At 66.1% G+C, this 24,627-nt stretch carries 20 protein-coding genes; 8 read left to right on the top strand and 12 right to left on the bottom strand.

Features of this window, described 5'->3' with window-relative positions; translation table 11 throughout:
• The first annotated feature begins 44 nt into the window (after positions 1-44).
• Positions 45-2,807: a LuxR C-terminal-related transcriptional regulator gene (locus AB4Z44_RS14795; RefSeq protein ID WP_404710460.1), complete on the top strand. Its 2,763-nt coding sequence runs from the start codon at positions 45-47 to the stop codon at positions 2,805-2,807.
• A gap of 17 nt (positions 2,808-2,824) precedes the next feature.
• On the opposite strand, the gene AB4Z44_RS14800 is transcribed toward AB4Z44_RS14795, so the two are convergent.
• On the bottom strand, positions 2,825-3,694 hold the full coding sequence (locus AB4Z44_RS14800) for an SDR family oxidoreductase (RefSeq protein ID WP_404710461.1): 870 nt from the start codon (positions 3,692-3,694) through the stop codon (positions 2,825-2,827).
• A gap of 159 nt (positions 3,695-3,853) precedes the next feature.
• Between AB4Z44_RS14800 and AB4Z44_RS14805 the strand changes: the two genes are divergently transcribed.
• From AB4Z44_RS14805 to AB4Z44_RS14815, 3 genes are all read left to right on the top strand, one after another.
• Positions 3,854-4,672, top strand: a complete 819-nt coding sequence (locus AB4Z44_RS14805; RefSeq protein ID WP_404710462.1) for an SDR family NAD(P)-dependent oxidoreductase — start codon at positions 3,854-3,856, stop codon at positions 4,670-4,672.
• A gap of 91 nt (positions 4,673-4,763) precedes the next feature.
• Positions 4,764-6,005, top strand: coding sequence for an MFS transporter (locus AB4Z44_RS14810; protein WP_404710463.1), 1,242 nt, complete (start codon positions 4,764-4,766; stop codon positions 6,003-6,005).
• Between the two features lie 49 nt (positions 6,006-6,054).
• A complete protein-coding gene (locus tag AB4Z44_RS14815; RefSeq protein WP_404710464.1) occupies positions 6,055-7,266 on the top strand; it encodes a serine hydrolase domain-containing protein in 1,212 nt (403 codons plus the stop codon).
• Positions 7,267-7,573: 307 nt separating this feature from the next.
• Here the strand turns inward: AB4Z44_RS14815 and AB4Z44_RS14820 are convergent, their stop codons facing one another.
• The gene (locus AB4Z44_RS14820; protein ID WP_404710465.1) at positions 7,574-9,895 is read right to left on the bottom strand and encodes a TonB-dependent receptor; all 2,322 of its coding nucleotides are present in this window, start codon (positions 9,893-9,895) and stop codon (positions 7,574-7,576) included.
• 199 nt (positions 9,896-10,094) lie between these two features.
• Here AB4Z44_RS14820 and AB4Z44_RS14825 point away from each other — a divergent pair, with 199 nt between their 5' ends.
• From AB4Z44_RS14825 to AB4Z44_RS14835, 3 genes are read left to right on the top strand one after another with little or no spacing between them, the layout of a single operon-like run.
• Positions 10,095-11,201: a dihydrodipicolinate synthase family protein gene (locus AB4Z44_RS14825; protein WP_404710466.1), complete on the top strand. Its 1,107-nt coding sequence runs from the start codon at positions 10,095-10,097 to the stop codon at positions 11,199-11,201.
• Positions 11,182-11,589: a nuclear transport factor 2 family protein gene (locus AB4Z44_RS14830; protein ID WP_404710467.1), complete on the top strand. Its 408-nt coding sequence runs from the start codon at positions 11,182-11,184 to the stop codon at positions 11,587-11,589. Before AB4Z44_RS14825 ends, AB4Z44_RS14830 begins: the two co-directional genes overlap by 20 nt.
• 48 nt (positions 11,590-11,637) lie before the next feature.
• The gene (locus AB4Z44_RS14835; RefSeq protein ID WP_404710468.1) at positions 11,638-12,519 is read left to right on the top strand and encodes an SDR family NAD(P)-dependent oxidoreductase; all 882 of its coding nucleotides are present in this window, start codon (positions 11,638-11,640) and stop codon (positions 12,517-12,519) included.
• Positions 12,520-12,763: 244 nt separating this feature from the next.
• Here the strand turns inward: AB4Z44_RS14835 and AB4Z44_RS14840 are convergent, their stop codons facing one another.
• The 3 genes from AB4Z44_RS14840 to AB4Z44_RS14850 are packed head-to-tail and all read right to left on the bottom strand — an operon-like array spanning position 12,764 to position 18,539.
• The gene (locus AB4Z44_RS14840; RefSeq protein ID WP_404710469.1) at positions 12,764-14,452 is read right to left on the bottom strand and encodes a carboxylesterase/lipase family protein; all 1,689 of its coding nucleotides are present in this window, start codon (positions 14,450-14,452) and stop codon (positions 12,764-12,766) included.
• 29 nt (positions 14,453-14,481) lie between these two features.
• Entirely contained in the window at positions 14,482-16,071 is a 1,590-nt protein-coding gene (locus tag AB4Z44_RS14845) for a carboxylesterase/lipase family protein (protein ID WP_404710470.1), read from the bottom strand.
• A gap of 41 nt (positions 16,072-16,112) precedes the next feature.
• Positions 16,113-18,539, bottom strand: a complete 2,427-nt coding sequence (locus tag AB4Z44_RS14850; protein WP_404710471.1) for a TonB-dependent receptor — start codon at positions 18,537-18,539, stop codon at positions 16,113-16,115.
• Between the two features lie 529 nt (positions 18,540-19,068).
• On the opposite strand from AB4Z44_RS14850, the gene AB4Z44_RS14855 reads away from it, so the two are divergent.
• On the top strand, positions 19,069-19,584 hold the full coding sequence (locus AB4Z44_RS14855; RefSeq protein ID WP_404710472.1) for a DUF3237 domain-containing protein: 516 nt from the start codon (positions 19,069-19,071) through the stop codon (positions 19,582-19,584).
• A 19-nt stretch (positions 19,585-19,603) separates the two neighbouring features.
• On the opposite strand, the gene AB4Z44_RS14860 is transcribed toward AB4Z44_RS14855, so the two are convergent.
• From AB4Z44_RS14860 to AB4Z44_RS14890, 7 genes are all read right to left on the bottom strand, one after another.
• Positions 19,604-20,143: a MarR family winged helix-turn-helix transcriptional regulator gene (locus AB4Z44_RS14860; RefSeq protein ID WP_404710473.1), complete on the bottom strand. Its 540-nt coding sequence runs from the start codon at positions 20,141-20,143 to the stop codon at positions 19,604-19,606.
• 120 nt (positions 20,144-20,263) lie between these two features.
• On the bottom strand, positions 20,264-20,881 hold the full coding sequence (locus AB4Z44_RS14865) for a nuclear transport factor 2 family protein (protein ID WP_404710474.1): 618 nt from the start codon (positions 20,879-20,881) through the stop codon (positions 20,264-20,266).
• A gap of 68 nt (positions 20,882-20,949) precedes the next feature.
• Complete coding sequence (locus AB4Z44_RS14870; RefSeq protein WP_404710475.1) at positions 20,950-21,378, bottom strand: nuclear transport factor 2 family protein; 429 nt, start codon at positions 21,376-21,378, stop codon at positions 20,950-20,952.
• A 23-nt stretch (positions 21,379-21,401) separates the two neighbouring features.
• Complete coding sequence (locus AB4Z44_RS14875) at positions 21,402-23,036, bottom strand: GMC family oxidoreductase (RefSeq protein ID WP_404710476.1); 1,635 nt, start codon at positions 23,034-23,036, stop codon at positions 21,402-21,404.
• Between the two features lie 63 nt (positions 23,037-23,099).
• The gene (locus tag AB4Z44_RS14880; RefSeq protein ID WP_404710477.1) at positions 23,100-24,233 is read right to left on the bottom strand and encodes an MFS transporter; all 1,134 of its coding nucleotides are present in this window, start codon (positions 24,231-24,233) and stop codon (positions 23,100-23,102) included.
• On the bottom strand, positions 24,152-24,466 hold the full coding sequence (locus AB4Z44_RS14885) for a hypothetical protein (protein WP_404710478.1): 315 nt from the start codon (positions 24,464-24,466) through the stop codon (positions 24,152-24,154). The genes AB4Z44_RS14880 and AB4Z44_RS14885 overlap by 82 nt, the downstream gene beginning before the upstream one ends.
• A gap of 23 nt (positions 24,467-24,489) precedes the next feature.
• Positions 24,490-24,612, bottom strand: coding sequence for a hypothetical protein (locus AB4Z44_RS14890; RefSeq protein ID WP_404710479.1), 123 nt, complete (start codon positions 24,610-24,612; stop codon positions 24,490-24,492).
• Positions 24,613-24,627: the final 15 nt, after the last annotated feature.

Genomic DNA, 24,627 nt, shown 5'->3' on the forward strand with positions numbered 1-24,627 from the left:
CCGGGCATGGTCGAAAGATATAGGGCGGTCGCCCAGGAGAGGATATGAGCATTCGCGCCGAATTGGCGAGCGCCTATAGCCGTACCAAGGTGCGCGTGCCGCTGCATTCGCTGATGAGCCGGCCGCGGCTGATGGCCCGGCTCCTGGATCCGCGCGACGCCCGGCTGTGGCTGGTCCAGGCGCCCGCTGGATACGGCAAGAGCAGTCTGATGCAGCAATGGGCGACCGCGCTTGCCGATGGCGGTGGCGACGTCGCCTGGCTGAGCCTCGATGCGTCCGATCGCGAACCGGAACTGTTCGCCAGCCACCTGCTGCGCTCGCTGGGGGAGGCCGGATGCCCGGTCGAGCAGCGCCTCTACCGCCTGCTGGAGATCGAGGGCGGCGCCTCGGCGCGCATGAGCATCATTGCGGCGATGAACATGCTGGTCGACCGGACGAAACCGCTCCACCTGTTCATCGACGACGCCCAGCATCTTACCCACACCCCTTCGGTTGCCTGCCTGGAACTGCTGCTGAACTCGGGGCCGCCGGGGCTGAAGCTGCTGGTGGCGACCCGCGAGGAACTGGGCCTGCACCTCGGGCGGCTGCGTGCGCACGGCCTGGCCGAGGAGATCCGCGCCGACGACCTTCGCTTCGACCTATCGGAGGCAACGGCGCTCCTCGCGCGGGACGGGCATGGCGATCTGCCGGGCGACGATCTGGTGCTCGCCCATCATCGTACCGAGGGTTGGGCGGTGGGGCTCAAGCTGTTCAGCATGGTCGTCCGCAACAAGCGCGATTATGCGCCGGCGCTGCGCGGCTTCTCCGGTGAATTGCGGCAGATCGCCGACTTCTTCGCCGAGGACGTCTTCTCCAGCCAGCCGCCCGAGCTGCAGGACTTCCTGCTGCGCACCTCCGTACTCGACTGGCTGTCGCCGGGACTCTGCGACAGCGTACTGCAGATCGACAACAGCCGCGCGCTGATCGATCGCTGCGAGGCCGCCGGGCTGTTCCTCGCGAGCCTCGACGACACGCGGTCGGCTTATGCCTACCACCAGCTCTTCGCCGAGCATCTACGCTGGCGGCTGTACGAGCGGTCGCCGGGCGAGGCCGAGCAGCTCTACCGCCGGGCGAGCGAATGGCTCTTCGCGCACGGCCGGCAGATCGAGGCGTTCGACTGCGCTCTGAAGGGGCGTGATCCGGTGCGCGCCGCCGAGATGCTCGATTCGAGCTGCGATTATCTCTGGGCGCACGGCCATCAGCATACGATCCAGCGCCTTGCCGCATCGATCCCGCCGCATGTCCAGGCGCTCTATCCCCGCGTCATGCTGACGCTCGCCTGGAGGCTGACGGCGCAGTGGAAGGTGGAGGAAGCCGGCAACCTGCTCACGGTCTCGCGCGCCCGCCTCGACGAGATGGAGCGCGCTGGCGCAGACCCGGCGTTCATCCGGCAGCAGCGGTGGATCGCACTCCACCGCGAATGCCAGATCGCGCAGACCCGCTACGATCTGCCGGCACTGGAGCGGCATGCCAAGGAACTGCTGGAGCAGAGCAACGTGACGGTGCCGCCCTACATCATGGCCAGCGTCTACAACTCGCTCCAATATGCGCGGCGCGAGCAGTTCAAGCTCGACGATATAGAGCGGCTCACCGCGCAAGGGCGCGAATGCTGCAACAAGACGGGCTCCAATCACAGCATGATCTTCGCCGGCGTGCATGCCGGGCCCTCCTATTGGCTGAAGGGCCAGTCCGACAAGGCAATCGAGGTGCTGACCCACGCGCTGGGCATCGCCACCGAATGGGCCGGTGCCGACGCGCCGATCGCTTCGTTGCCGGGCATGCCGCTGGCCGCGATCCGGTACGAGCGCAACGAGATCGTCGAGGCATCCGCGCTGATCGAGCAACATATGCCGGTCGCAACCGTCGCCGGCTTCGTCGATCAGCTGCTGGCGGGCTGGATCACCAAGTCGCGCCTGCTGCGGCTGCGCGGCGATCCGAATGGTGCCTGCGCGGCCCTGGTCGAGGCGGTGGAGTTCGGTGCCCGCAGCGATCTGGAGCGGCTGCGCATCGTCGCCACCGCCGAGCATGTCCGGCTGCTGCTGCGGATAGGGCGTCCCGATGAGGCGATGCGGCTGGCGCAGCGGCGGGGGATCCACGAACCCGCCAGCGCCGGTCGCTCGGGGCATCAGCGGTTCACGACGCTCGACGGTGCCGTCGCGCTCGCCTGGTGCCGGCTGGCGGCGGTCAGCGACCGGCTGCCCGAGGCGCTGCGGGTGGCGCGGCAGTGGCGCTCGTTCGTGGTCGCCGCGCAGGCGGTGCAGAGTGCGGTCGAATGGGACATTCTCTTGGCCGAACTGCTGCTGGCGTCCGGCGAGAAGCTGGCGGCGCGGCGGACGATAGCGCAGGCCGTCGCCCGCGCCGCGCCGGGCCGTGCGATCCGCCCGTTCCTGGATCAGGGCGAACCCGTCGCGATGCTGCTCGGCCAGCTGGACAGCGATATGCGCGGCGGACGCGATCCTGGCGACGCTTTCTTGGCGGTGCTGATAGGCCACGCCCGGGCGGAGGGGCTGGCGCCGCAACTGACGGAGCGGGGGCGCAGCGAAGATGAGGATGAGGAGGATGACGCGCTGATGGGCCAGATCAGCAGCCGCGAGATCCAGATCCTCGGTCTCGCCGGCGCAGGCGCGCTCAACCGCGAGATCGGCGAGCGGCTCGGTCTGACCGAGGGTACCGTCAAATGGTACCTCCAGCAGGTGTTCGACAAGGTCGGGATCCGGGACCGGGTTCGCGCCGCCCAGAAGCTGCGCCGGCTGGGGATGATGCAGTAGGCCCCTGGGGCTGGCGGTCAGTCCCCCGCGTTCCGCTTGAGCTCGGTGATGAAGTTCCGCCGCGTCATCTCGAACTCGGCGCGGCGCGGGTCCATTGGCAGGTCGTCGCGGATCGCGTCCATCAGCTCGTCGTGCAGCTCCTTCATCTCTTCGCGGAACTCGGGGTGGGCGATGATGAACGGCTTGTTGTCGCGCACCGCGTCCAGCACGGCGCGGCCCAGGTCGAGCGGATCCATCGCGTAGCGGTGGGCCTCGGCGAAACCCAAGCTTAGCTCGTCGTCCTCGCCCTCCGGCAAGCTCTCCATGATGCGGGAACGGGTGAGGCCGGGAAAGAGCGTCGACACGCCGACGCCGTGCGGCGCGAGCGCCAACCTGAGCGATTCCGATATCCCGCGCACCGCGAACTTGCTGCCGCTGTAGATGCCGCCATTGTCCGGCAGCGGCAGGATACCGGCAATCGAGGCGGTGTTGACGATATGGCCGCCTTCACCGTGCGCGCGGATGCGCGGCACAAAGGTGACGATGCCGTTGATGACACCGCCGACGTTGATCGCGAACATCTTGTCCCACGACCCATAGCCCGCGGTCGTCATCGGCTCGGCATAGCCGATGCCGGCATTGTTGCAGAGCAGGTGGACCGCGCCGAATAGCTGCTCGGCCTCATCGGCGGCGGCGGCCATCGCCTCCCGGTCGGTCACGTCGAGCCGCATGAAGTGGTAGGCCTGGTTGCTGCCCTCCAGCTGACGGGCTGCATCGGCCAGGTTCGCCTCGGATATGTCGGCCATGACCACCTTCATGCCGGCCGCCAGGAACGTGCGGGCCATGCCGAAGCCGATGCCGCTCGCCCCGCCGGTGATGAACGCGACCTTGCCTTCCACGTCTCGCATTGACTGCACTCCTCTCATGGCGTCCGATTATCCTGTCCGATCCCTATGACGGGCCGGGGCCACATCCTCCTACCTATCTTCACCCGGCGATAGGTAGGTGACGCGGAGCGGTGGTTCGTGCTCGTTGGCGGTAATAACGGGACGGGCGCAGGAGGCGAAATGCTGGCGAGCGAGATGTTCGACGTGGGCGGCCACGGCATCGTGGTGACGGGCGGCGCCAGCGGCATCGGCCTGGCGATCACCGAGGTGCTCAGCGAGAACGGCGCCCAAGTCGCCATGTTCGACATGAACCAGGATCGACTCGCTGCCGAGGGCGCGCGGCTGCGCGGGCTGGGCCGCCGGGTAGTGGAGGTACGCGTCGACCTGACCGACACCGCGGCGGTCGACCGCGCCTTCGACGAGACCGTCGAGACCTTCGGCCGGCTGGACTCCGTCTTCGCCAATGCCGGCATCGATCCCGGCGCCGGCCTGCTGGGCCCCGACGGCGCCAGGGATCCCGCGGGCGCCATCGAGAATTGCGACGACGCGCGCTGGCTGCGGCTGATGGACGCCAATCTTCATTCGGTGATGCGCACCGCGCGATCGGCGGCGCGCCACATGAAGCAGCGCGGTAGCGGGCGGATCATCCTGACGACTTCGGTGGCCTCGGTGCGGATCACGCCCGTGGCGCCTGCCTATTCCGTCGCCAAGGCGGGGGTGGCGCACCTGATGCGCAGCCTGGCGCTGGAACTCGCGCGCTACGGCATCCTGGTCAACGCCATCGCGCCCGGGCCGTTCGTGACCAATATCGGCGGCGGCCTGGTCCAGCAACCCGAGGTGCAGGACTTCATGGCCCGCATCATTCCCCTGCACCGCGTCGGCCGGCCGGAGGAGATGCAGGGCCTGGCGCTGTTCCTCGCTTCGCCCGCGTCGAGCTTCATGACCGGTGCGCACATCTTCAACGACGGCGGCATGTCGATCGGCCCGCCGATCGATTGAGCCCCCTATCGGGGAAGGTAGGTGCGCTGCGCCGCCGCGCACGCAAGATCGCGACAAACCGGAATATCCCGGAACGCGGAGAGCCTGCCCGATGAAAGCCCACGCTCAGCCTGCCGTTCCACCCGCGATCCGACGCGGCTACGAGAACCGCATGGTCGCCGTCACCAGCGTCGTGGTCGGCGTGGTGGCGATGGACCGGCTCGCCGTCGGCCTGATCGCGCCCTATCTCACCCAAGCGTTTTCGCTCAGCAATACCCAGCTAGGCGCGCTCTATGCGGTGCAGGCGTTGGCTGCCGCGGTGGGCGGCTTCGCGGCGGCGCGGGTTTCGGATGCGACCGGCTGGCGCAAGCAGATCATCGTGCTGTTCCTTTGCCTGGCGGCGGTGTTCGCGACGACCTCGGCGATCGCCAGCGGCTTCCTGGTCCTGCTGGGCGTGCGCCTGCTGCTGGGCGCGAGCGAGGGGCCGGTGGCGGCGCTCTGCCAGTCGGTGACCAGCCTGCAATCCTCCGCGAACCGACGCGGCCTGAACCTGGGCGTGCTGACACTGGCGATGATCTTCGTCAGCCAGGTGTTCGGCCCGATCCTCCTGACCCGGCTCGCCGATCATTGGAGCTGGCGCGCGGCCTTTTTCGCGCCCGTGCTGCCGATGCTGCTGATGGGGGGCGTGGCGGCGCTGGTCCTGCGCAACGTTGCCGGCGATACGGTGCCCCGCCCCGCCCCGGGTATCGTCGAGGAGGCCCCGGCCCCGCCGCCTGCGCTCGCGCGCAATGCCTGGATCTGCGGGCTCATCTCGATGGTGTTCATGTCCTGGCTGGTCGTTCACAGCACTTTCCTGCCGCTCTACCTGGTCAAGGAACGCGGCCTTTCGCCCGGCGCCATGGCCATGGTGATGAGCGTGGTCGGGGTATCGGGCTGTATCGGCGGGCTTCTTTTGCCGGCTCTGTCGGATCGATGGGGACGGCGGCGGACGATGGTCGCCGCGATGCTCGTCGCCGCGGTGGTGCCGATCGCCATCCTGAGCTTCCATGGCTCGGCCGTCGTGCTGGCCGCGATCCTGTTCGTCGGGTGGCTCGGGGTCGGCGCGCTGCCGATCTACACCGCCGTCATTCCCGGTGAATCCGTCGCCCCGGGCCGGGCGGCGACAGTGATCGCGGCGATCATGGCCGCCGGCGAACTGGTCGGCGGCGTCGCCGGGCCGCTGGTGGCGGGATCGGTCGCCGACCGCTTCGGGCTGGTCACGCCTTTCTGGTTCACCGCCGGTGCCGCCCTGCTTTGCTGCCTGCTCGCCCTGACGCTGACGGAAACGCGCATGCGGCAGCGGTCCGCGGCCTGACGACGCCACGCGCAATACACTTTCTGCCGATATTGGATGGAGTTGAACGATGGTGGAATTGAACGAGACGGTGGATGCGCGGGGGACGAGCTTCCCCGTCCGCGGCCGATATGACGGGCGGTTCCGCCCGGTCGTGGAGGCGTTCAAGGCGAATTTCGCGCGCGAGGACGAGATCGGGGCGGCTTGCTCGATCGTCGTCGACGGCGAGACGCTCGTCGATATCTGGGGCGGCTATCGCGACGGTGCCCGCAGCGGCGAATGGGATGCGGGCACGACGGTCTGCATGATGTCGGTCGCCAAGGGCGTGTCGGGCGTATGCTTCAACATCGCCGTCGATCGCGGGCTGATCGACATCGACAGGCCCGTCGCCGCCTATTGGCCCGAATTCGCCCAGAACGGGAAGGCGGAGATACCGGTCCGCTGGATCCTCGACCATCGGGCGGCGATCCCGGTGTTGACGACCGATCCGATGTGGCCGGGCGGCATGTTCGACCGGGAGGCCTATGTGCGCGCGCTGGCGGTCCAGGAGCCCCTGTGGCAGCCGGGAACCCGCGCCGCCTACCACGTCCACAACCAGGGCTTCCTGATGGGCGAGATCCTGCGCCGCGCGACCGGCAAGACGATCGGGCCGTTCCTGCGATCGGACGTCGCCGGGCCGCTGCACGCCGAATATCATATCGGCGGCATGAGCGAGGAGGAGCAGGGCCACGTCGCCGAGGTGATGCCCAACATGGGCGCGCGGCTGTTCGCGGCGAAGGACGTCGATGTCCCCGAGGACGGGGTATGGGACGGGGCGACGCTGCGCCCGCTCGCTTTCCGCCAGAACCCGGACGAGCCCTGGCACACGACGCTCAACTCCCGCGTCTGGCGCGAGGTCGAGATCGCGAGCGGCAACGGCCACGGCAATGCGCGCGGTGTCGCGCGGATCTACGGCGCTACGGTCGGCAAGGTCGATGGCATTTCCCTTCTGTCCCGCGACGGGCTGGAGGCGATGATCGTCGAACAGCACAACCAGGTCGAGTTGCTGCAGGAGCGGCCCTATCATCAGGCGCTGGGCGTCCTGCTCAATACGCCCGAAGCGGTCTATATGGGGCCGAACCCCCGGTCGTTCGGCCATCACGGCATCGGCGGCTCGCTCGGCTTCGGCGATCCCGATCGCAAGGTCGGCTTTTCCTACGCCTGCAACAAGATGCACGCCGTCGGCGACAATGGCCCGCGCGCGCGCCGGCTGATCGATGCCGCCTACGAGGTCATCGGCTAACGAGGGAGAGGGCGCCTTCACGCCCTCCGACCCGATCCGCTAGCAGGGGCGATCGATGCTGTATCCGATGGACCTGCGTTCCCGCCCGGAGTCCCCAAGGCTGCCGGTGCGGGCCTCGGGGAAGTGGCTGCCGATGACGCGGACGCCCTAATTCGACCAGCGTTCGGCGAACGCCATGCCAGTGACGGCACCGGTCTCCTCGTCCATGTCGAATAAAGGCTCTGCGATCGGCCAGCAGGCATTGCGCCGGGCGATGCGTTAGATCCCGTAAAAAATCACCCTCCGCGCCGCACCGGAACAAGCATGTTCAGAACTTCTTGCTGATCGAGAAGAACCACTCCCGCGGCCGCGAAGGCACGCCGGAGATCGCGAGACCATTCTGGGTGAATTTGTTGTAGAAGAAATATTTGTCGAACATGTTGGTGACGGCGAGCGATACCGACCAGTCGTTGGCGGGCAGCGCGTAGGTCAGCCGGCCGTTGAACGTGCTGCGCCCGTCCGCGGTGACCAACGGGGTCGCCGGCGCGCCGAGGTTGGCGGTAAAGGTCATCTTGCTCTGGTAGAGCCAGTCGATCCGCGGCGTCAGCGTGCCGCCGATCGGCAGATCGGCCGTATATTCGGCGCCGGCGCTGGCGTTCCATGCGGGCTGGAACAGGTTGCTCGGGTCGCGATAATTGGGGGCGCTGCGATCCTTCACCAGACTCTCGCCATGGTTCCAGCCGACCGAAGCGTTCAGGTTGAGCCCGGCGACCGGGCGCAAGGTCAGCTCGGCCTCCGCGCCATAGATCCGCGCCTTGTCGTTGAAGTAGAAGAACCAGGGAGCCGACGCGCCGGCGCAGCTTGCCGGGGTGAAGGCGGGCGCCTTGGAGTCGAGGCATTCGAAGATCGTGCTCGAGCTCAGGTGGCTCTTATAGTCGCTGTAGAAGCCGGCCAGGTTCACGGTTGCCTTGCGGTCCAGCAGGCGCATCTTCACGCCGCCTTCATAGGAGATCAGGTTCTCGCCCTTGAACGGCACGAGCTGGTCGGGGATCACAAGCGGGCGGGGGTTGACGCCGCCCGGGCGAAAGCCGGTCGCTGCCTGGGCGTAGACGTTCAGGTCGGGACTGAATTCGTAATTTACGTTGGCCAGCCAGTCGACCCGCTTGGCCTTGGCCACGTTGCGGAAACTGTCGTCGGTGATGCCCGGGTGATGGAAGACGAAACTCTTCTTGACGTAGGAATAGCGGCCGCCGCCAGTGATGCTCAGCTTGTCGGTAAAATGATAGATGGCGTGGAGAAATCCGGAGCCGTCCGTCTCGCCGTAGCGATCGTCCTGGTCGAAGTTGAGCGTACTGTAGATGATGTGCCCGCCGAGATGCGTCGTGCCGCGAAAGTAATAGCCGCCCGCCGTCCATTCCAGCGCCTTGTCGAGTAACGTCCCACTCAGCTGCAGCTCGGTGCTGAACTGTCGATGGGTCGTCGGATTCGAATTCTCGCCGAATCCATAAGGCGAGGCATCAGGATTATAGGAGAAGTCCGAATTTGCGCGACGATAGGCCACGATCAGCTTGGCCTGCATGTCATCGGAGATATGATAGGTCGGCGCCAGCGATACGCCCCATTCGTGGTTGTACGATTTGTTGCCGGTCGTGATGTTCGCGAAGGATTCATAGCGTTTCGTCGGTACGAAGCGCGCGTCGTAGACCGGCGTCGGCCCGTTCGCGATATTGCCGTTCCACGGCGCGACACTGGGCACGAGCGGCGGCAACTGGTCGGCCGGCACGACGCCGATCAGGACGTCCGGGTTCGCGTCGCGATCGTCGCGGGTAATGTCGGCGATCAGGTTGACCTCGAGCTCGGGCGAGGCGACCCAGCGCAGGAAGACGCGGCCGGCTTTCAGGTCTTGGCCACCCTCCCGACCGACCTTGCAGCTCGAGCCGAGCTTGTCGTTCGCGACGATGCCTGCCGGGATCAGGTTCGGGGTACCGTTCTTCACCATCCGACAGCCGAAATCGATCAGGTCGACATAGCCTCTCTCATGCTTGGCGACGCCCGACACACGCACGAACAGCTTGTCGGCGAGGATCGGCGTGTCGAAGCCGGCCTTCAGTTCGTAATGGCTGAAATTGCCATAGCCGCCTTCGACATAGCCGGTATTCCCGCCGCTCGGCGCCTTGGAGAAGAGCCGGATCGCGCCGCCCATGCTGTTCTTGCCGAACAACGTGCCCTGCGGGCCGCGCAGCACTTCGACCCGATCGAGGTCGACCAGGTCGAGATCCGATCCGGTGAGCGTCGAATGATAGACGTCGTCGATATAGACGCCCCCGCCCGGCTCGAACGCGTAGTTGAAGTCGGACTGGTAGATGCCGCGCATGCTGATCAGCGGTGCCGGCCCTGCCGCCCCGGTCGGCGGGGCGATGAACGCGTTGGGAACGGCAGAACCCAGATTCTCGACGCTGGTGATGTTGCGACTGCCCAGCGTCGCGCCCGACAGCGCGGTGATCGCCACCGGAGCGTTCTGCACGCTTTCCGAGCGGAAGCGTGCGGTCACGACGATGTCGGACAGGTCCTGCACGGCGGTCGCCGCCTGGGACTGGCCGGGGGGCTGGGCCTGCGCCCGGGCAGGCGCGGGCATGGCCATGATGGCCATGGATGCCGACGCTCCGAGGAGCAGTGCGTGCCTGCGGGCGCGGTGGCCTGAAGAACCGCTCATCTCATTCTCTCCCCTTGCTTATCCTCTGCTGGATCGCAGCGATAATGGCGGGAGAATGGGAGGCACCTACCGCCGAGATAGGTCAGCCGATGGCCGGATGGGCGGATGAACCCGATCTCTGGACTTGGAGGTCAGGATGGAATTCTCGCGCAGGGAAGCGAAGGCGTGGGCCCGATCCAGCTATATCGGCCTCGAGGGAGCGCTGATGCCGTCCTTCACCCCGGACATGGAGCGTCTGGACGAGGATGGCATCCGCCACGACGTCGATCATTATATCCGCCACGGTATGTTCTCGATCCTGGCGGCGGTCGAATCGACCGCGATGACGATGACGGAGCGGTGCGAATTCCTGCGCATCGTCTGCGACGAGGCGCGCGGGCGGATTCTGGTGTCGGCGCCCACGCTGCTCGACACCTTCGCGCAGGATGTCGAGATGCTCCGCTATTTCGCCTCCGTCGGCGGGGACCACGTCCTGCTCGGCTGCCCGGTGCAATATCGGCCGGACAGCGAGGAGGAGATGTTCGAGACGATGCGGGCAGTGAGCGAGGCGACCGATCTCGCGATCGACATCTATCCCGCCGCGCGGTTCGACATGAGCCGCTTCGGCAAGGGCACGCTTTCGGTCGAGACGCTCAAGCGGCTCGCCGATCTCGACACCGTCGTCGGAGTGAAGGTCGGCAACCTCAACCCGCCGAATTATTTCGCGCACGTCTATGCGGCAGTGGGCGATCGGCTGCTGGTGCAGGATCCGCTCGACAGCGCCTGGGCATTCTGCACGCGGCTGGGCCAGCAATGGGCCGGCGCGATGGGCTACGACATGTGGCAGACGCCAGACGACCAGCGCGTCGTCCGCATGTTCGACCTGTTCCGAGCGGACCAGCTGGACGAGGCGATGGAACTCTACTGGGCGATCGAGCCGGTCCGCGCGGCATCGTGGGCGGTCCATGCCCGCCTGTCGAGCGCCGGACTCTACCCGTTCCTGCTGTTCAAATATCAGCAGTGGCTGGTCGGCGGAAATGGAGGCATGCTCCGCCAACCGATCCACCGGCCGCTGCAGGCGGATCTGGACATGCTGCGCGACGGGCTCGCCGCCTCGGGCATCACGCCCTATGTCGGCCCGCTCGAAGAATTCTTCGTCGGCCGCGCCGCCTATGCGCGCGGCGCCCGCCTGCCGCGCGGCGCAGCCGCGATCCGTTCAGCCACCACCGCCAAGGGGAAGAGCGATGCCCAGCGCTGCCACTGACGCCGAACAGGTCGTCGACGATTTCTTCGCCGCTATGGGGGGCGGCAACTTCGACCGTGCCCGCGAAATCCTGCACCCCGATGCGGCATGGAAGGTGATGGTGACGGGCGTGCCGGGGGAAGGCGTGCACCGCGGCCCGGATGCCATCTTCGCCTTCATCACACCGATCCGCGCCTTGTTCGAACCGGGAGACCCGCGGGTCGAGCTGCGCGCCAAGGCAGCGAACGGTCCGCTGGTGATCCTGGAAATGGAGGGGACCGGCCGCTTCCGGGACGGCCGCCCTTATCGCAACAATTATGTGATGGCGATCGAGGTGCGCGACGGCCGGATCGTCGAACTGCGCGAATATATGGATAGCTATTATGTCCATCAGCTCGCGCTGGGCTGACCGGCCGACATTCCCCGTCACAATGGGCCGCGCAAGGAGCCGCCAATCATGCAAGATCTTCGGAACAGCACGGCCTTCGTCACCGGCGGAGCCAGCGGCATTGGGCTGGGCATGGTCCGCGCCTTCCTGGACTCGGGAATGCGGGTCGTCGTCGCCGATGTCCGCCCCGACCATCTCGATGCGGCGGCGGAGGCGCTCGACGCGGGCGACAAATGCCTGTTCGTGGAACTGGACGTGACCGACCGCGCCGGCATGGGGCGTGCCGCCGACGCCGCCGAAGAGGCGTTCGGGCCTGTCCACATCCTCTGCAACAATGCGGGGATCGGCATGCTCGGGGACATTCGGCTGGTCGGCTACGACGATTGGGACTGGTGCCTGGGCGTGAACCTCGGCGGCGTGGTGAACGGCATTCAAACCTTCCTGCCGAGGATGCTGGCGCACGGGCGGCCCGCGCATATCGTCAACACCTCTTCGATCGGCGCTATCTGCCCTGGCCCCAACGGAGTGCCCTACCTGACCGCCAAGGCGGCGGTCATCGCGCTTTCCGACACGCTGCGGGCGGACCTGGCGGGATCGAACGTCGGTGTCACCACGCTCATTCCGGGCCCGACGGCGACGCGCATCCACGAAGTCGCGGCGCTGCGGCCCGAGCGCTTCGCCCGGACCGGCTTGAAGCCGATCGAAGACCGCCTGGCGGCGGGCCCGATCTTCACCGGCGGGATCCCGCCCGAGACGGTCGGCACCATGGTGCGCGATGCGATCGTCGCAGAGCGCCCCTATGTCGTCACCCACGGTGCCTTCCGTCCGTTCGTGGAGGCGCATTTCGCGCAGATTCTGGATGCGATCCCGCCGGCGACCGAGCAGGAGGCAGCGGCGCTGGCGGCGATGATGGCCGGCTCGCTTGCCGACCTCGCCGGCACGGCATCGTGAAGTAAAGGAGAGCGTCGTCGCGCGCTGCACAATCACGAGCTGACGATCGAAACTGCGCCGGGCAGCATGGCGTTGGCTGATGTCTGGGAGGATCGCGCGCCCGTGCATCGCTGATGGCCATTTGGTCGCCTTCCCCGAAGACTGGATCGTGCCCGAGGATTGCTTCCCCCTCTATCCGCTTCGCCCCACCCCACCGGGAGCGAGCCTCGCTAGCGACTGTCAGGGCCGGATCAGCCGAAGTCGTTCAGGCCGGCTGCTCGACGAGGAGCCGGCGCGCCTCGGCTTCCGGATCGTCCTCCATCCGGCAGCGATCGTCGAAAACCATTGTCCGGTTGCGCTCGGCATCGCTGGACTCCCACCGCAGGCCCGGCTGGCTGGGATTGCCGGTGCGCGCGAATGCAGCCCAAGCGCCCGCCATGTTCGACGCCAACGCGCGCGCCTCGGGCGTATCGCCGGTCCCCTGCTCGCAGCGCTGCGTATTGTCGAAGCAGAAGGCGAGATCCGCCGTGTGCCATGCGCCGGGCTGCCGATCGAGTTGCGGGGTCTGCCAGCTGAAATAATATTGATAGACGGGTGCTGCGCGCTGCGCGGCCTTCATCGCCACCATATTCACGACATGATTGCGCACGTGCAGCCCGTCCACACCGTAAGAGAGGGTGCGCACCGATTTTTCCGGATGGGCCTTCTTCATCGCCGCGATCAGCGCATCCGCCTTCGCGGAGCCGAATGACTTGACCAGGCTGGTCCGCCACTGCGTTTCATCGGGATTGTTCCGAAACGTCATGCCCTCTTCGCTGACGCTGCCGATGATGACGGGGACCTCTTTCGAAACCTCCGGTGCCTTGTCGAAATAGGATCTGACGTCGATGAGAGTGCCGTCGAGTGTGGGGGTCCAGCCGACGAGCGGTCTCGCGTAGGGCGACACGATCGAACGGAAGCTGAACTCGGTCGGGCCGTTGACCGCGGCGGCGGCGCGGTTGCCGGCGAACAGGGTCGCCCAATCCATCTTTTGCAGCGCGCCAAGATCCTTCGTGCCGATGCCGAGAAGTTTGATCGTCTGGCGGGCGAACTCGCGCGAATGTTCCGCATCCGGGATGTTTCCGCCGCCGCCCGACTGGACGATGGCGCGCTGGATCGAGCCCTTTGCGGAGGGCATGCCGAGCAGGGTCGTCACTTTCGCGCCGCCGCCCGACTGACCGTAGATGAGGATATTGTCGGGATTGCCCCCGAAATTATGGATATTCTCGCGCACCCATTGCAGCGCGGCGACGAGATCGGTCATGGAGACGTTGACCGAGCCTTCGTAGGCCGCGCCGCCGACGTCGCGCAGATCGAGAAAACCCAGCACATTGAGGCGGTGATTGACCGAGACCTGCACGACATCGTGCCGTCGTGCCATCTGCGCGCCGTCGTGTGAGGCCAGTTCGTAGGATGAGCCGAAACTGTACCCGCCGCCGTGGAAATAAACCATGACCGGGCGATTGCCGGCGAGCGATGGCGTCCAGACGTTCAGCTTCAGCATGTCCTCGCCCATGAAGCCGTCGTCCCATTGCTGCAGGAACGTCTGCTCGATCGCGCGGAAATCATGTGTGGTCTGCGGGCAATTGGCGCCATAGGCCAGCGCCGGGTAGTCGTCGGTCCAGGGCCTAGGTGGCTTGGCGGGCAGCCAGCGGTTTTCCCCGCCCGTATCGGCGCCATAGGGAATGCTCTTGAAGGTCAACACGTCGCCGGCGACATAGCCGCGAACTCGGCCGTAGCGCGTTCTCGCGATCGCAGAATGCGGCGTCGAGCAGCCGCGCGGCCCGGCGCGATCGCCATTCTCGACCGGGTAGGCTGAGGCGGGGCCGGCCGCGAGGCCCGCGCCGAGCAACACCGGCGCGACGAGCGCGTCGCGCCGGCTCAGTGGAATTCCTTTGCGAGCCCCGCCTTCCATCGCGTCCTCCCCACCGGCAGCTATTATCCTCAGCGTGAGCCAGCATCCGCTTCCTGCGCACGCTGGAGCGCATCCAGCTTTTCGCGCAACGGATCGGTCCCATTCTGCATGATCCCCGCCTCGCCGAACAGGGCGATCTGCGAGCCGGCGCTGTGAAAGGCCGGCCAGGCTGGAAGACTGCCGCCGTTAGGATCGCCCGTCTTGATGAAGTCAACGAGATAGGCATTGGCGATCCGCGCCACGGCGCGATCCGCCGGCGTCAGCTGCGCACCATATTTTGCCGCGACCGTATCGAAGAAATAGGGGATGTCGCTGGCATGCGGCGCGCCGCTCCACTCGCCGCGCTTCGCTGCCGCGACATAGCCGAAGCGGTACAGCCAGGTCGGTGCCCCGGCTTTGTCGATCTGCCCGGCGATGAAGCGCGACGGCTCGATCATCCACAAGCCGCCCGAAATCTCGCCCTTCAGCGTCTCGAAATCGCGCGTGCCGTCCGGATCGAAGGCCTGGCGCACCGCTGGTGCCGCGGCGCCCAACTGGCCGAACAGATCCTGCTTGTCGCGTGCCGTCACAAACCCGACATCGGCGCTGGTCGCCCCTATGATCGTCGGCACCCAGTTGACGCGGCCGGCGGCGAAAGAGCGCTCGATCGTCGCCGGTACGATCGTGCCGTCGACGATCGGGCCGTTGACCCACGAGGGCGGCCCGCTCGCCGTCAGGGTCGAGAGGCTCATGCCCTTCGTCAGCACTTCGGCGGGGAGCGCGCGCAGACGCTCCAGCGCCGCGGCCCCGTCGCCTGCGATGTCCAGGCTGCGCGCAAAGGCGCTCCCGATCCGTTCGGCATCGTTCGGGCCGCCGCCGTGGAGCGGCCAGGTCGCCAGCATGCGGCGTCCGCCGCCGGACATGACCAAAGCGCGATCGAAAAGGCCCTTGCCGAGCGGCGATGCCATCAGTTCCAGGATCGATACGCCGCCAGCGGATTCGCCCATCACCGTCACCCGCGCCGGATCGCCGCCGAACGCCGCGATGTTGCGCCTGACCCAGCGCAAGGCCGCCATCTGGTCGAGCAGCCCGTAATTGCCGAGCGGCCCGTCTGCCGCAGCCGAGAGCGCAGGGTGCGCGAAGAAGCCGAAGCGTCCCAGCCGATAGTTGAGGCTGACGAAGATGACGCCCTGCCGCGCGAAGGCGGAACCGTCATAGATGGCCGGCGACGTTCCGCCGATCACGAAGCCGCCGCCGAAGATCCAGACCGCCACCGGGTATTTGCCCGGTTCGGCGGGCGTCCACACGTTCAGATACAGGCAATCCTCGGACGGCCGGGTGCGGATCGGCGCGTCGTCGCCGAGCACCGGCGCCTGCATGCAGTCGGGCGCATAAGCGACTGCGGGGCGTAGGGTTTTCCAGCGTTGCACGGGCTGTGGTGGCCGCCACCGCAGCGGTCCGATCGGGGGCGCCGCAAAGGGTATTCCCTTGAAGGCGACGATGTTGCCGGTCCGATCGCCGGCGATGCGCCCGCCTTCGACCGCGACGACCGGCGCCGCGAAGCCGACTGCGGGCAGGAGCAGGGTCGCAAGCAACAGGATCAGCCGCATCGTCGCCTTCCGGATGACGGATTGTGTCACGCAGCGCCCGGCCGCGCATAGGCCCGGCCGGGCTTTGTACTTCAGAAGCGGCGCTTGACGGTGACGGCCCATTCGCGCGGGCGGGCGACCACGCCCGTATCGACGCCGAAATTGCCGGCATTGTCGTTCTTGGCGAGATAATAGAACTTGTTGGTGAGGTTCGTCACGGCGGCGCTGATGCTCCAGTCGTGATTGGCGGTCTCGTACGTCAGCCGTGCATTGAGCAGGCTGCGGCCGTCGATACGGTTCAACGGGCCGTTGACGGCATTGTAGTAGAAGCTCGATTGATAGGTCCAGTCGAGCCGCGGGGTGAGCTTACCCGAGGCGAAGTCGGCTGCATATTCGATGCCGGCCGACGCCTGCCATTTGTTGTTGAACGGCGCCACCATGCCGAGCGCCACGCCGGTCGCGGCCTCGACGCGCGTATATTTGAAATCGAGATAGCCGACCGATCCGTCGATCGTCAGCCCCTGCACCGGATGCAGCGAACCCTCGAACTCGGCGCCCTTGACGTGGGCATCGCCTGCGTTGGCCGGCGCGCCGCAAGGATTGGGCGTGGCGCTGAAGGCGCAGGTGTAGAGGGTGAGCTGAATGTCGCGATAGACGTTGTAGAATACCGCGCCGTTCAGCCGCAGCACGCGATCGAACAGATCGCTCTTGAAGCCGGCTTCCCATGTGGTCAGCTTCTCCGGCCCGAACGGTATCACCTGATCCTTGACGTAGGGCGTCGGGTTGACGCCGCCGCCCTTGTAGCCGGTCGAGACCTGCGCGTAGGTCATCAGTTCCGGGCTCCAGCGATAATTCAGGCCGATACGGTAATCGAGATGGCCCTTGTCGTACGTCCCCGTGAGCCCGTCGAGCCCGAACGCCGCGAAGTTGGTCGTGAACAGCGCACCAGAGATGGGCGATCCGTCGGCGTTGCGCCGGCTGAAGGTGTAGACCTTCTTGTCGTGCGTGTAGCGGATACCGCCGATCAGGTTCAGCGAGTCCGACAGATGCACCTCGGCATGGGCGAAGCCCGAGATGCTCCGGTTGGAGACGGGATCGTTGCTCAGGAAATCGAACAGCACGGTCGGGATGAAGATGCGGTTCTGGATCCGGTCGTTGGCCTTATAATAGAAGCCGCCGACCGTATAATCGATCAGCGAACCCATGCGGCCGGTGAGGCGCAGTTCCTGCGTGAACTGGCTGTGCTTCAGGAAGAAATATTCGGTCAGGATGTCGAGCGGTGAACCGTCCGGATCGAGCCCGTAATGCCCGGTAACGCGGCGATAGGCGGTGATCGACTTGAGCTTCACGTCGTCGGTCAGGGCATAATCGATCGTGCCCGATACGCCATAGCCTCTCGCGGTGCTGTCGGGTGCGACCGAGAAGGTGCCCGGCAAAACCTGATTGGGGATGCCGAATGAGGTGGTGTAGTTTCCGCCCGCGCTGAAGGTGGCATAGCTGGTATAGCTGTGCGGGGCGGTCAGGAAGCGGCTGTCGAATGGAATGCCGCCCTGAATATTGCTCGCATCGTAGCTGCGGACGTTGGGGTTGTTCGCGTAGATCAGCTTGGTCGCGACCGCGTCGGAATTGTCGATCGAAACGTCGCCCGCCAGGTTGATCTCCAGCTTCGAACCGTCCGGTGCGTAGCGCAGCGCCAGCCGCCCGGCCTTCACGTCCGTTCCGCCCTCGCTGCCGATCTTGCAGCTATGGCTGGAATTGGGCGAGGCGGCGATGCCCTTGCCCGGATTGACGCAGCCATAATCAAGGTCGGTGAAATAGGCGCCGTCATGCTTCGATACGCCGGAAATGCGCGCATAGAGGCCGTCCCCGATCTTGAAATCGGCGCTGGCGCGCACGTCGAGCCGGTTGAAGCGCCCGTAGGTCGCTTCGACGAAACCGCCGCCTTGGCCGTCGGGCTTCTTGGTGAAGAGCTTGATCGCGCCGCCGAGCGAATTCTTGCCGGCGAGCGTCCCCTGCGGGCCGCGCAGCACCTCGACCCGGTCGAGATCGGTCAGGTCGAACATGGCGCCGAAGGTCGTGCCGTAATAGACGTCGTCGATATACATGCCGACGCCGGGCTCGTAGGCGAAGTTCGAACTCGTCTGGCCGATGCCCCGGATGAAGGCGACGAGCGCATTGCCCGATATCGACGATGCGGGCGTGAGATTCACGTTCGGCGAATAGCCGCCCAGATCGACCACGCTGGTCTGGCTGCGCGCCTCGAGCGTGGAGGCGTTGACGGCGGTGATCGCGAGCGGCGTGTCCTGTAGCCGCTGGCCGCGGAACTGGGCGGTGACGACGATGTCGGCGGTCTGATCCGCGTGCGGCGTCGCCTCGACACCCGCTTGCGCCTGCGTCTGGCCCGGTGCGGTCACCGGTGCGCCGGCCGCTTGCGCATCCGCCGGAGCGGTGACCAGCGCCACGGCGAGCGCCGCCGTGCCGGCTGCCATGCGCGCGGAGGTGATCTGAACCCTTATCATCGTCATCCTCTCTCAAGTTTGGATAGGCGCGACCTTGGATCTCGCGAAGGCGCGCCGATATGCCTTGGTCAAAGGCCAAGTAATTCCCGTTCATCGGGTGACTTTCCGGATCTTATGCCCGGCTACATAATCAATGGCACGACAATATAAGGGGCCCGTCAAAGATGGGCCGCCGAATCATCCCCAATCGAGCCGCATTGGCGACTATCGATATCAGGCCGAATGTGCGATTTAGCTCTTGACGCTACTCATCCGTCCTTCCTCCCGATCATAAGCTCGACCTCCGCACTGCAAGTGGGCGCAGTTCAGCGAGTCGGCTCTATTTGTAGATCGCGATTGTAACGAGCGTTATGAATTCTTCAACGGGAATTTGCGTGCAAGATGCTTGACACATCGCAAATCGGTGTCGATCCTATCGATCGTTATGATTGAGCGGGGGTTGGGTCAACCGCCAGACCCCTTCCTGGAACGCCCGCTTATGTCCTGCGACGCCCATGGCGGCGGACGATGCGCGAGGGGAGGACTGCCCATGTCTTTGTTCGACGGCCTGGATGTGGCGCCCGATGCGCCCGCGCTCGAACTGGTGATGGAGGTGCGGTTGCGCTTCAGCCCGTTGCCGCGCCTGAAGAATCTCGCCGGCGGCAGCGACAAGGGCATGGTGGTGGTGGAGGATGGTGCGTTCCGAGGCCCCACGCTCAGCGGCACGGTCCTTCCCGCCAGCGGCGGCGACTATGCGACCTTTCGCGGTGACGGCGTCGTCCAGCTCGATGCCCGCTACCTGCTTCAGGAAGCGGACGGCACGCCGATCATGCTGCACAATCGCGGGTTCATCTGGGGACGATCGCCCGAGGTGATGGCGCGCTTCAGCCGGATCGCCAACGGGCTGAGCGACGAGAGCGTAGACCCGTCCGAATATTATTTCCGCACCCTGACCTCGTTCGACGTGCCCGCTGGGAAGCATGACTGGCTGGGACGGCACGCCTTCGTCGGCGCTGGCGCGCGCCTGAGGGACGGCAATCTGGTTCGCTATTACAAATTGCTTTGAGCATGGCGCCGCGACGCATTCAGGCGTTCCGGACGGCGCCTCTGCTTCGCGGACTCGCGGTCTCGACGGGGCGGGTATGCTCCATGAACAGCGAGCGCCCTTGCTCGTCCTCTGCTTCAAGCGCCTGCGTCAGCTTGCCGATCATCGTGCTGAACTGCTGCAATTCGTCCGGATCCAGCGCAGATACGAAGTAATTCGCGACCTTCTCGGTCTGCGGCTGCATCACGTCGTATAATTTCCGCCCCTTATCGGATAACATGATCGTCTTGCGCCGGCGATTTGCATTGTCCCGGACCACCACCACCCGGCCATGCTTCACCAGCGCGGCCACGGCACGGGACACGCTCATCGGATTGACGCCGGTCATATCGGCAAGTTCGTGACTGGCCAGTGCCGGAAATCGACCGATCAGCATCAGCAGCCGAAATTCATTCAGGCTGATCTTGTGTTGCCTTTCAAGATAGGTCGAAAAAGGTGCGATCAGCTTGTTCGAAAGCTTGAGCACCTCTTGCAAGACCCTCGTCGCGCTAACGTCGGTCGCTTCCGTATCGCTCTTCATGGGATAGGTCTTCACGGAGGATATCGGGATCACCCCTCCCGATCATGGCAGTAGATACAGCCGGCACCCCTCGCGTCAACCGTGGGGGCCACATGCAAAATGGCTGCGGCCGACACCGACTCAAGCGCGCCCACTGACCGGATTGCGGTAGTGAAACGGCGGCACGAAATGCTGGGGAAATACCGGATACTCTTGCGTGAGCTCGTCCGGTGGAAAATCGTCGAACGCGGTCATCAGCGGGAGAACTTCCTTGTTCCAACCTTTGTCGAACGGCGTGTAGAAGGTCTGGTAGGCACGGAGCGTCGCGATTTTCCAGACGCCGTCCTCCCGCACATAGTCATTCTCGTAGATCGCTTCGCCCCACAAGGCTTCGCCGTTCAGCCGGCCGACCTGCATCATGGCGCGGCAGCGGCAATGCGCGGTTTGCCCGTCCGGCGCGACGTGCACCACCGGCTGGAGCTGGATGTGGTTCATGAGCACGCCGTCCTGCGCGGGGCCGAAATGGTGCATATAGTCGCGGATACGATCCTGCCCGAAGAAGCGTCCGCGCGCATTGATTTCGAGCGTCGCATCGCGTGCGAAGAGGTCGGCAACCTGGTCCCACTGGCTTTTGTCGACATAGAAGCCGTAGCTGTTCTGCAGGTCGACGATCGCGTTGTGATCCTCCGCGGCCTGCGCTTTGCGCTCCACCTGCGCCAGCTTTTCGCGGAGCGTTCGAACCTCATCCTCCAGGCTCATTTTCATTCCTTCCAGCGAGAGGGCCTCTTGGCGCGCTGCCTGGGCCATGTTGGTCGTCGCGTCCGATTTCAGTCCATGCCGCGCCCGCTGGCGGTATGTGCGGGGATCTTCTGGGCGACATCCCAATGCTCGACGATGATGCCGTCTTCCATGCGAAAGAAGTTCATCAGCGCGTGCCCCGGATCCTCGGGGCCCTGGCGCCCGACCAGATGAACGGCGGCGTAGTCGCCATCGACGATCACGCGCCGCACGTCCATCGACGCGGTCGAGCGGGCGAGCAGCCCCTCGAGATGCGCTATCGCGGCTTCGCGACCGTCCACCACCGCCGGATTATGCTGCATATAGCCGGGGGACACGTAGAGTTCGAACGCCTCGCGGATCTTCCTCCCGTAATAATAAAGCCGCACGAATTCCAGAAACGCCGTACGATTACGCGCGGTGGTGGCAATATAATCCGGCTGGGCCGCACGTTCGACCGAAGTACCGCGGTCCGTCATGGTTCGATTGCTCCTCTTCCTGGTCAGGCGGCGTTGCGCGCGATGCGGTTGTCGCGCAGCGTGCGCAGCACATGGTCCGCGCCCTTGTCGCCGATCATGATCGCGGTGGCATTGGTGTTGCCGGCGGGAAGCGACGGCATCACGGACGCATCGGCGACCCACAGCCGATCGATACCGCGGACGCGCAGATCCGGATCGAGCACCGCCATTTCGTCATCGGCGCGGCCGATCTTGCATGTCCCGACCGGGTGGTAGAGCGGGATCGCCGCCATCTTCACATAGTCGCGGAGCGCGGCCGCATCCTGCAATACGGCGCCGGGCCGCACTTCGCCGGTGACGTAGCGCGCGATCTGCGGCTGGGCCATGATCTTGCGGGCGATGCCGATGCCGGCGACGATCTGGTCGATATCCTCGTCGCTGCCCAGCAACCTGTGACGGATCACCGGCGGCGCGAGCGGGTCGGCCGAGCGCAACGTGATCGAACCGCGATGCGAGGTCCGCATGAGACCGATCAGCGTCGACACCGACGGCTTGTCGCGCAAGACCAGCCGGCCCTGCGCATCGAGATCGAAGGCAAAGGCGGCGAAGGCGATCTGGAGGTTCGGCGCGGGATAGTGCGGGTCGCTGCGCACGAACGCATGGGCATGCGCGATCGAGGTGGTGAGAATGCCGCGGCGGCTGAGCGCGAAGCGCGCAACCTGTATCGCGCCGCGCAAGCCCTTGACGTCGGCATTGAGCGTCGCGGCATCGACCTCGTTGACCAAATGGGTGCCGACATGATCCTGCAGGTTGCGTCCGACGCCCGGCAGATCGTGGACCAGCGGGATGCCGACTTCGGCCAGATGCGCGGCCGGGCCGATCCCCGACAGCATCAGCATGCGGGGGCTGTTCATCGCGCCCGCGCACAGCACGACGCCGCCTGTGGCACGGACGGTCCGTTGCTGGCCATTCTGGCTGAAGACGACGCCGGTCGCACGGCCGTCTTCGACGAGGATCTTCAGGACCTGCGCTTCGAGGGCAACTTCGAGCCGCTGCCGGTGCGGCGAATTGTGGATATAGGCTGCGGCCGAGGACCAGCGCAGGCCGGCCCGCTGCGAAGTCTGGACATAATCGACGCCCTCGGCGGAGCGGCCGTTCAGATCGGGGGACCGCTCGATGCCGGCCGACACGGCGGCATCGATCCAGGCATCGGTGATCGGATAGCGCGCGCGCCCTTCGGACACGGATAGCGGTCCGCCGGTGCCGCGCCACGCGTCGGACCCGCGCTCATTGTCTTCCATGCGCCGGAAGTAGGGAAGCACCGACGCATGATCCCAGCCGTCCGCCCCCAGCTCGGCCCAATGATCGTAGTCCCAGGCATGGCCGCGAATGAACATCATGCCGTTGATGGCGCTGCCGCCGCCCAGCCGCTTGCCCGCCGGCCATACGTCCGATCGGCCGCCCAATGATTCATCGGGTTCGGTCGTGTAGCACCAGTCGAAATCGGGGTGCTGGACGACGGCACTGGTGAGCGCCGGGATGCGCGAGCGGTAGTGGCGGTCGGTGGCGCCCGCCTCCACCAGTAGGACGCGATGGATGCCGCCCTCGGCCAACCGGCCGGCCATGGCACAGCCGGCGGAGCCGCCGCCGACCACGATGAGATCAAATTCGTCGGCCATGCCGCTCCTCGCTGCGATACAATCTTATGCTGCCACCAAGCACGACCTGGGCCTGCAACCGCGTCATGCCTCTGCAGGGTGCCGCAAGGGCGGCGGCGTGCGTCCGTCCGCGGGCCGGCGGACATAGGGCACGAGCAGGACGCCGGCGGCGCAGGCGAGCACCGGCACGACGACGGTGGCCAGGAACGTGGCCGGCGCGACGTCGCTCTTGATCAGCAATCCGCCCAGCAGCGGCCCGGCGATCGCGCCGACCCGCGCCACGGCAACCGCAAAGCCGATCGCGGAAGACAGGATCTGCGGCGGATAGAAGCTCGTCCCGACCGCCATCATCGCCAAGTGGACGCCCGACACGCCGCCGCCGGCGACCAGCAGGAGGAAACCCCATCCGATCAGCGTCTTCGGAATCACGCCGAACGCGAGCAGCGCCGCCGCGACGGCCAGATAGGCGCACACGAGGGTCAGCGTCGTCCTGCCACGATCGAGAAAGGACGAGAGCAGCAGCCCGGTCACGAGCCCGCCGGCCTGCACCAGCGAGGTCAGCCGTGCCGCCTGATCGACGGCGAAGCCTGCCCGCGGCAGGACTGTCGGCAGCCAGCTGACCAGCATGTAGAGCGAGGTTGCGTTCAGCGTATAGATGCCGACGAAGACGAAGGTGGCGAAGCGATAGTCGCGGGCGAGTGGGGCCAGCATCGACGGTTTTGCCGGCGCTGCCGCAGGAGCCTGCCAGCGTGCGGCACTCCCCAGCCCCAATCGGAGGCTCAGTGCCGACAGTGCGTCGCGCCTGCCCGAGGCCAGCAGCAGCTTGGGCGATTCAGGCAGCAGCAGGAACAAGGCGAGGGCGAGCAGCGCCGTCAGGCAACCGGGAACGATGAAGATCATCGGCCAGCCGCCGGCGGCGAGCGGCGGAACCACGAAACCGGCCGCCACACCGCCGGCCGAAACCCCGCACGAGACGACGGTCAGCAGACCCACACGCCGCCGCCTGGGTGCGAGCTCGGCCACCAGCGCGGTCGCATTGGGAAGGCAGGCGCCCAGAAAGGTGCCGGTCAGGAGCCGCCACACCGCGAAGCCCGTCGCCGACCCTGCACTCGCCGTTCCGATCGTCGCGACCGCGATCAGCAGCACGGTGATCGTGAGTAGTGGCCGTCGGCCGAAGCGATCGCCCAGCGGTGCGAGCAGGATCGCGCCGAGCCCCAATCCTGCGAGAACGGCCGAAAGCGCGATGCTGAAGCTGCTCGGCTCGCCCCCCAGTCGCGGACCACGTGGGGAACGGCCAAGGGCATGGCCGCAAGATCGTAGCCGTCGACCAGCATGACGAGGCCGCACAGGATGAAGCTTACCAGGCGTGTGCGCCCGATCGGGCGCGTGTCGATCGCTTCGTCGAGCGTCGCGCAGTCGCCGCTGCTGCGCGGGGCTCGCGCTGCGGTCATGACCGGCTGCGCCCGCGGGGCCGTCATTCTGCGTCGACCACAATGGCCGGCATCTTCGACGGCAGGGGAACATGCACGCTCTCGTAATGCTCGCGAAGATGCAACGGATCACGAGGCAGCTTATTGAATACGACGAGCTTATGCATCACGGTTTCCCTTGC

Source organism: Sphingomonas sp. MMS24-J13, assembly GCF_044905095.1.
Classification (GTDB): domain Bacteria; phylum Pseudomonadota; class Alphaproteobacteria; order Sphingomonadales; family Sphingomonadaceae; genus Sphingomonas_I.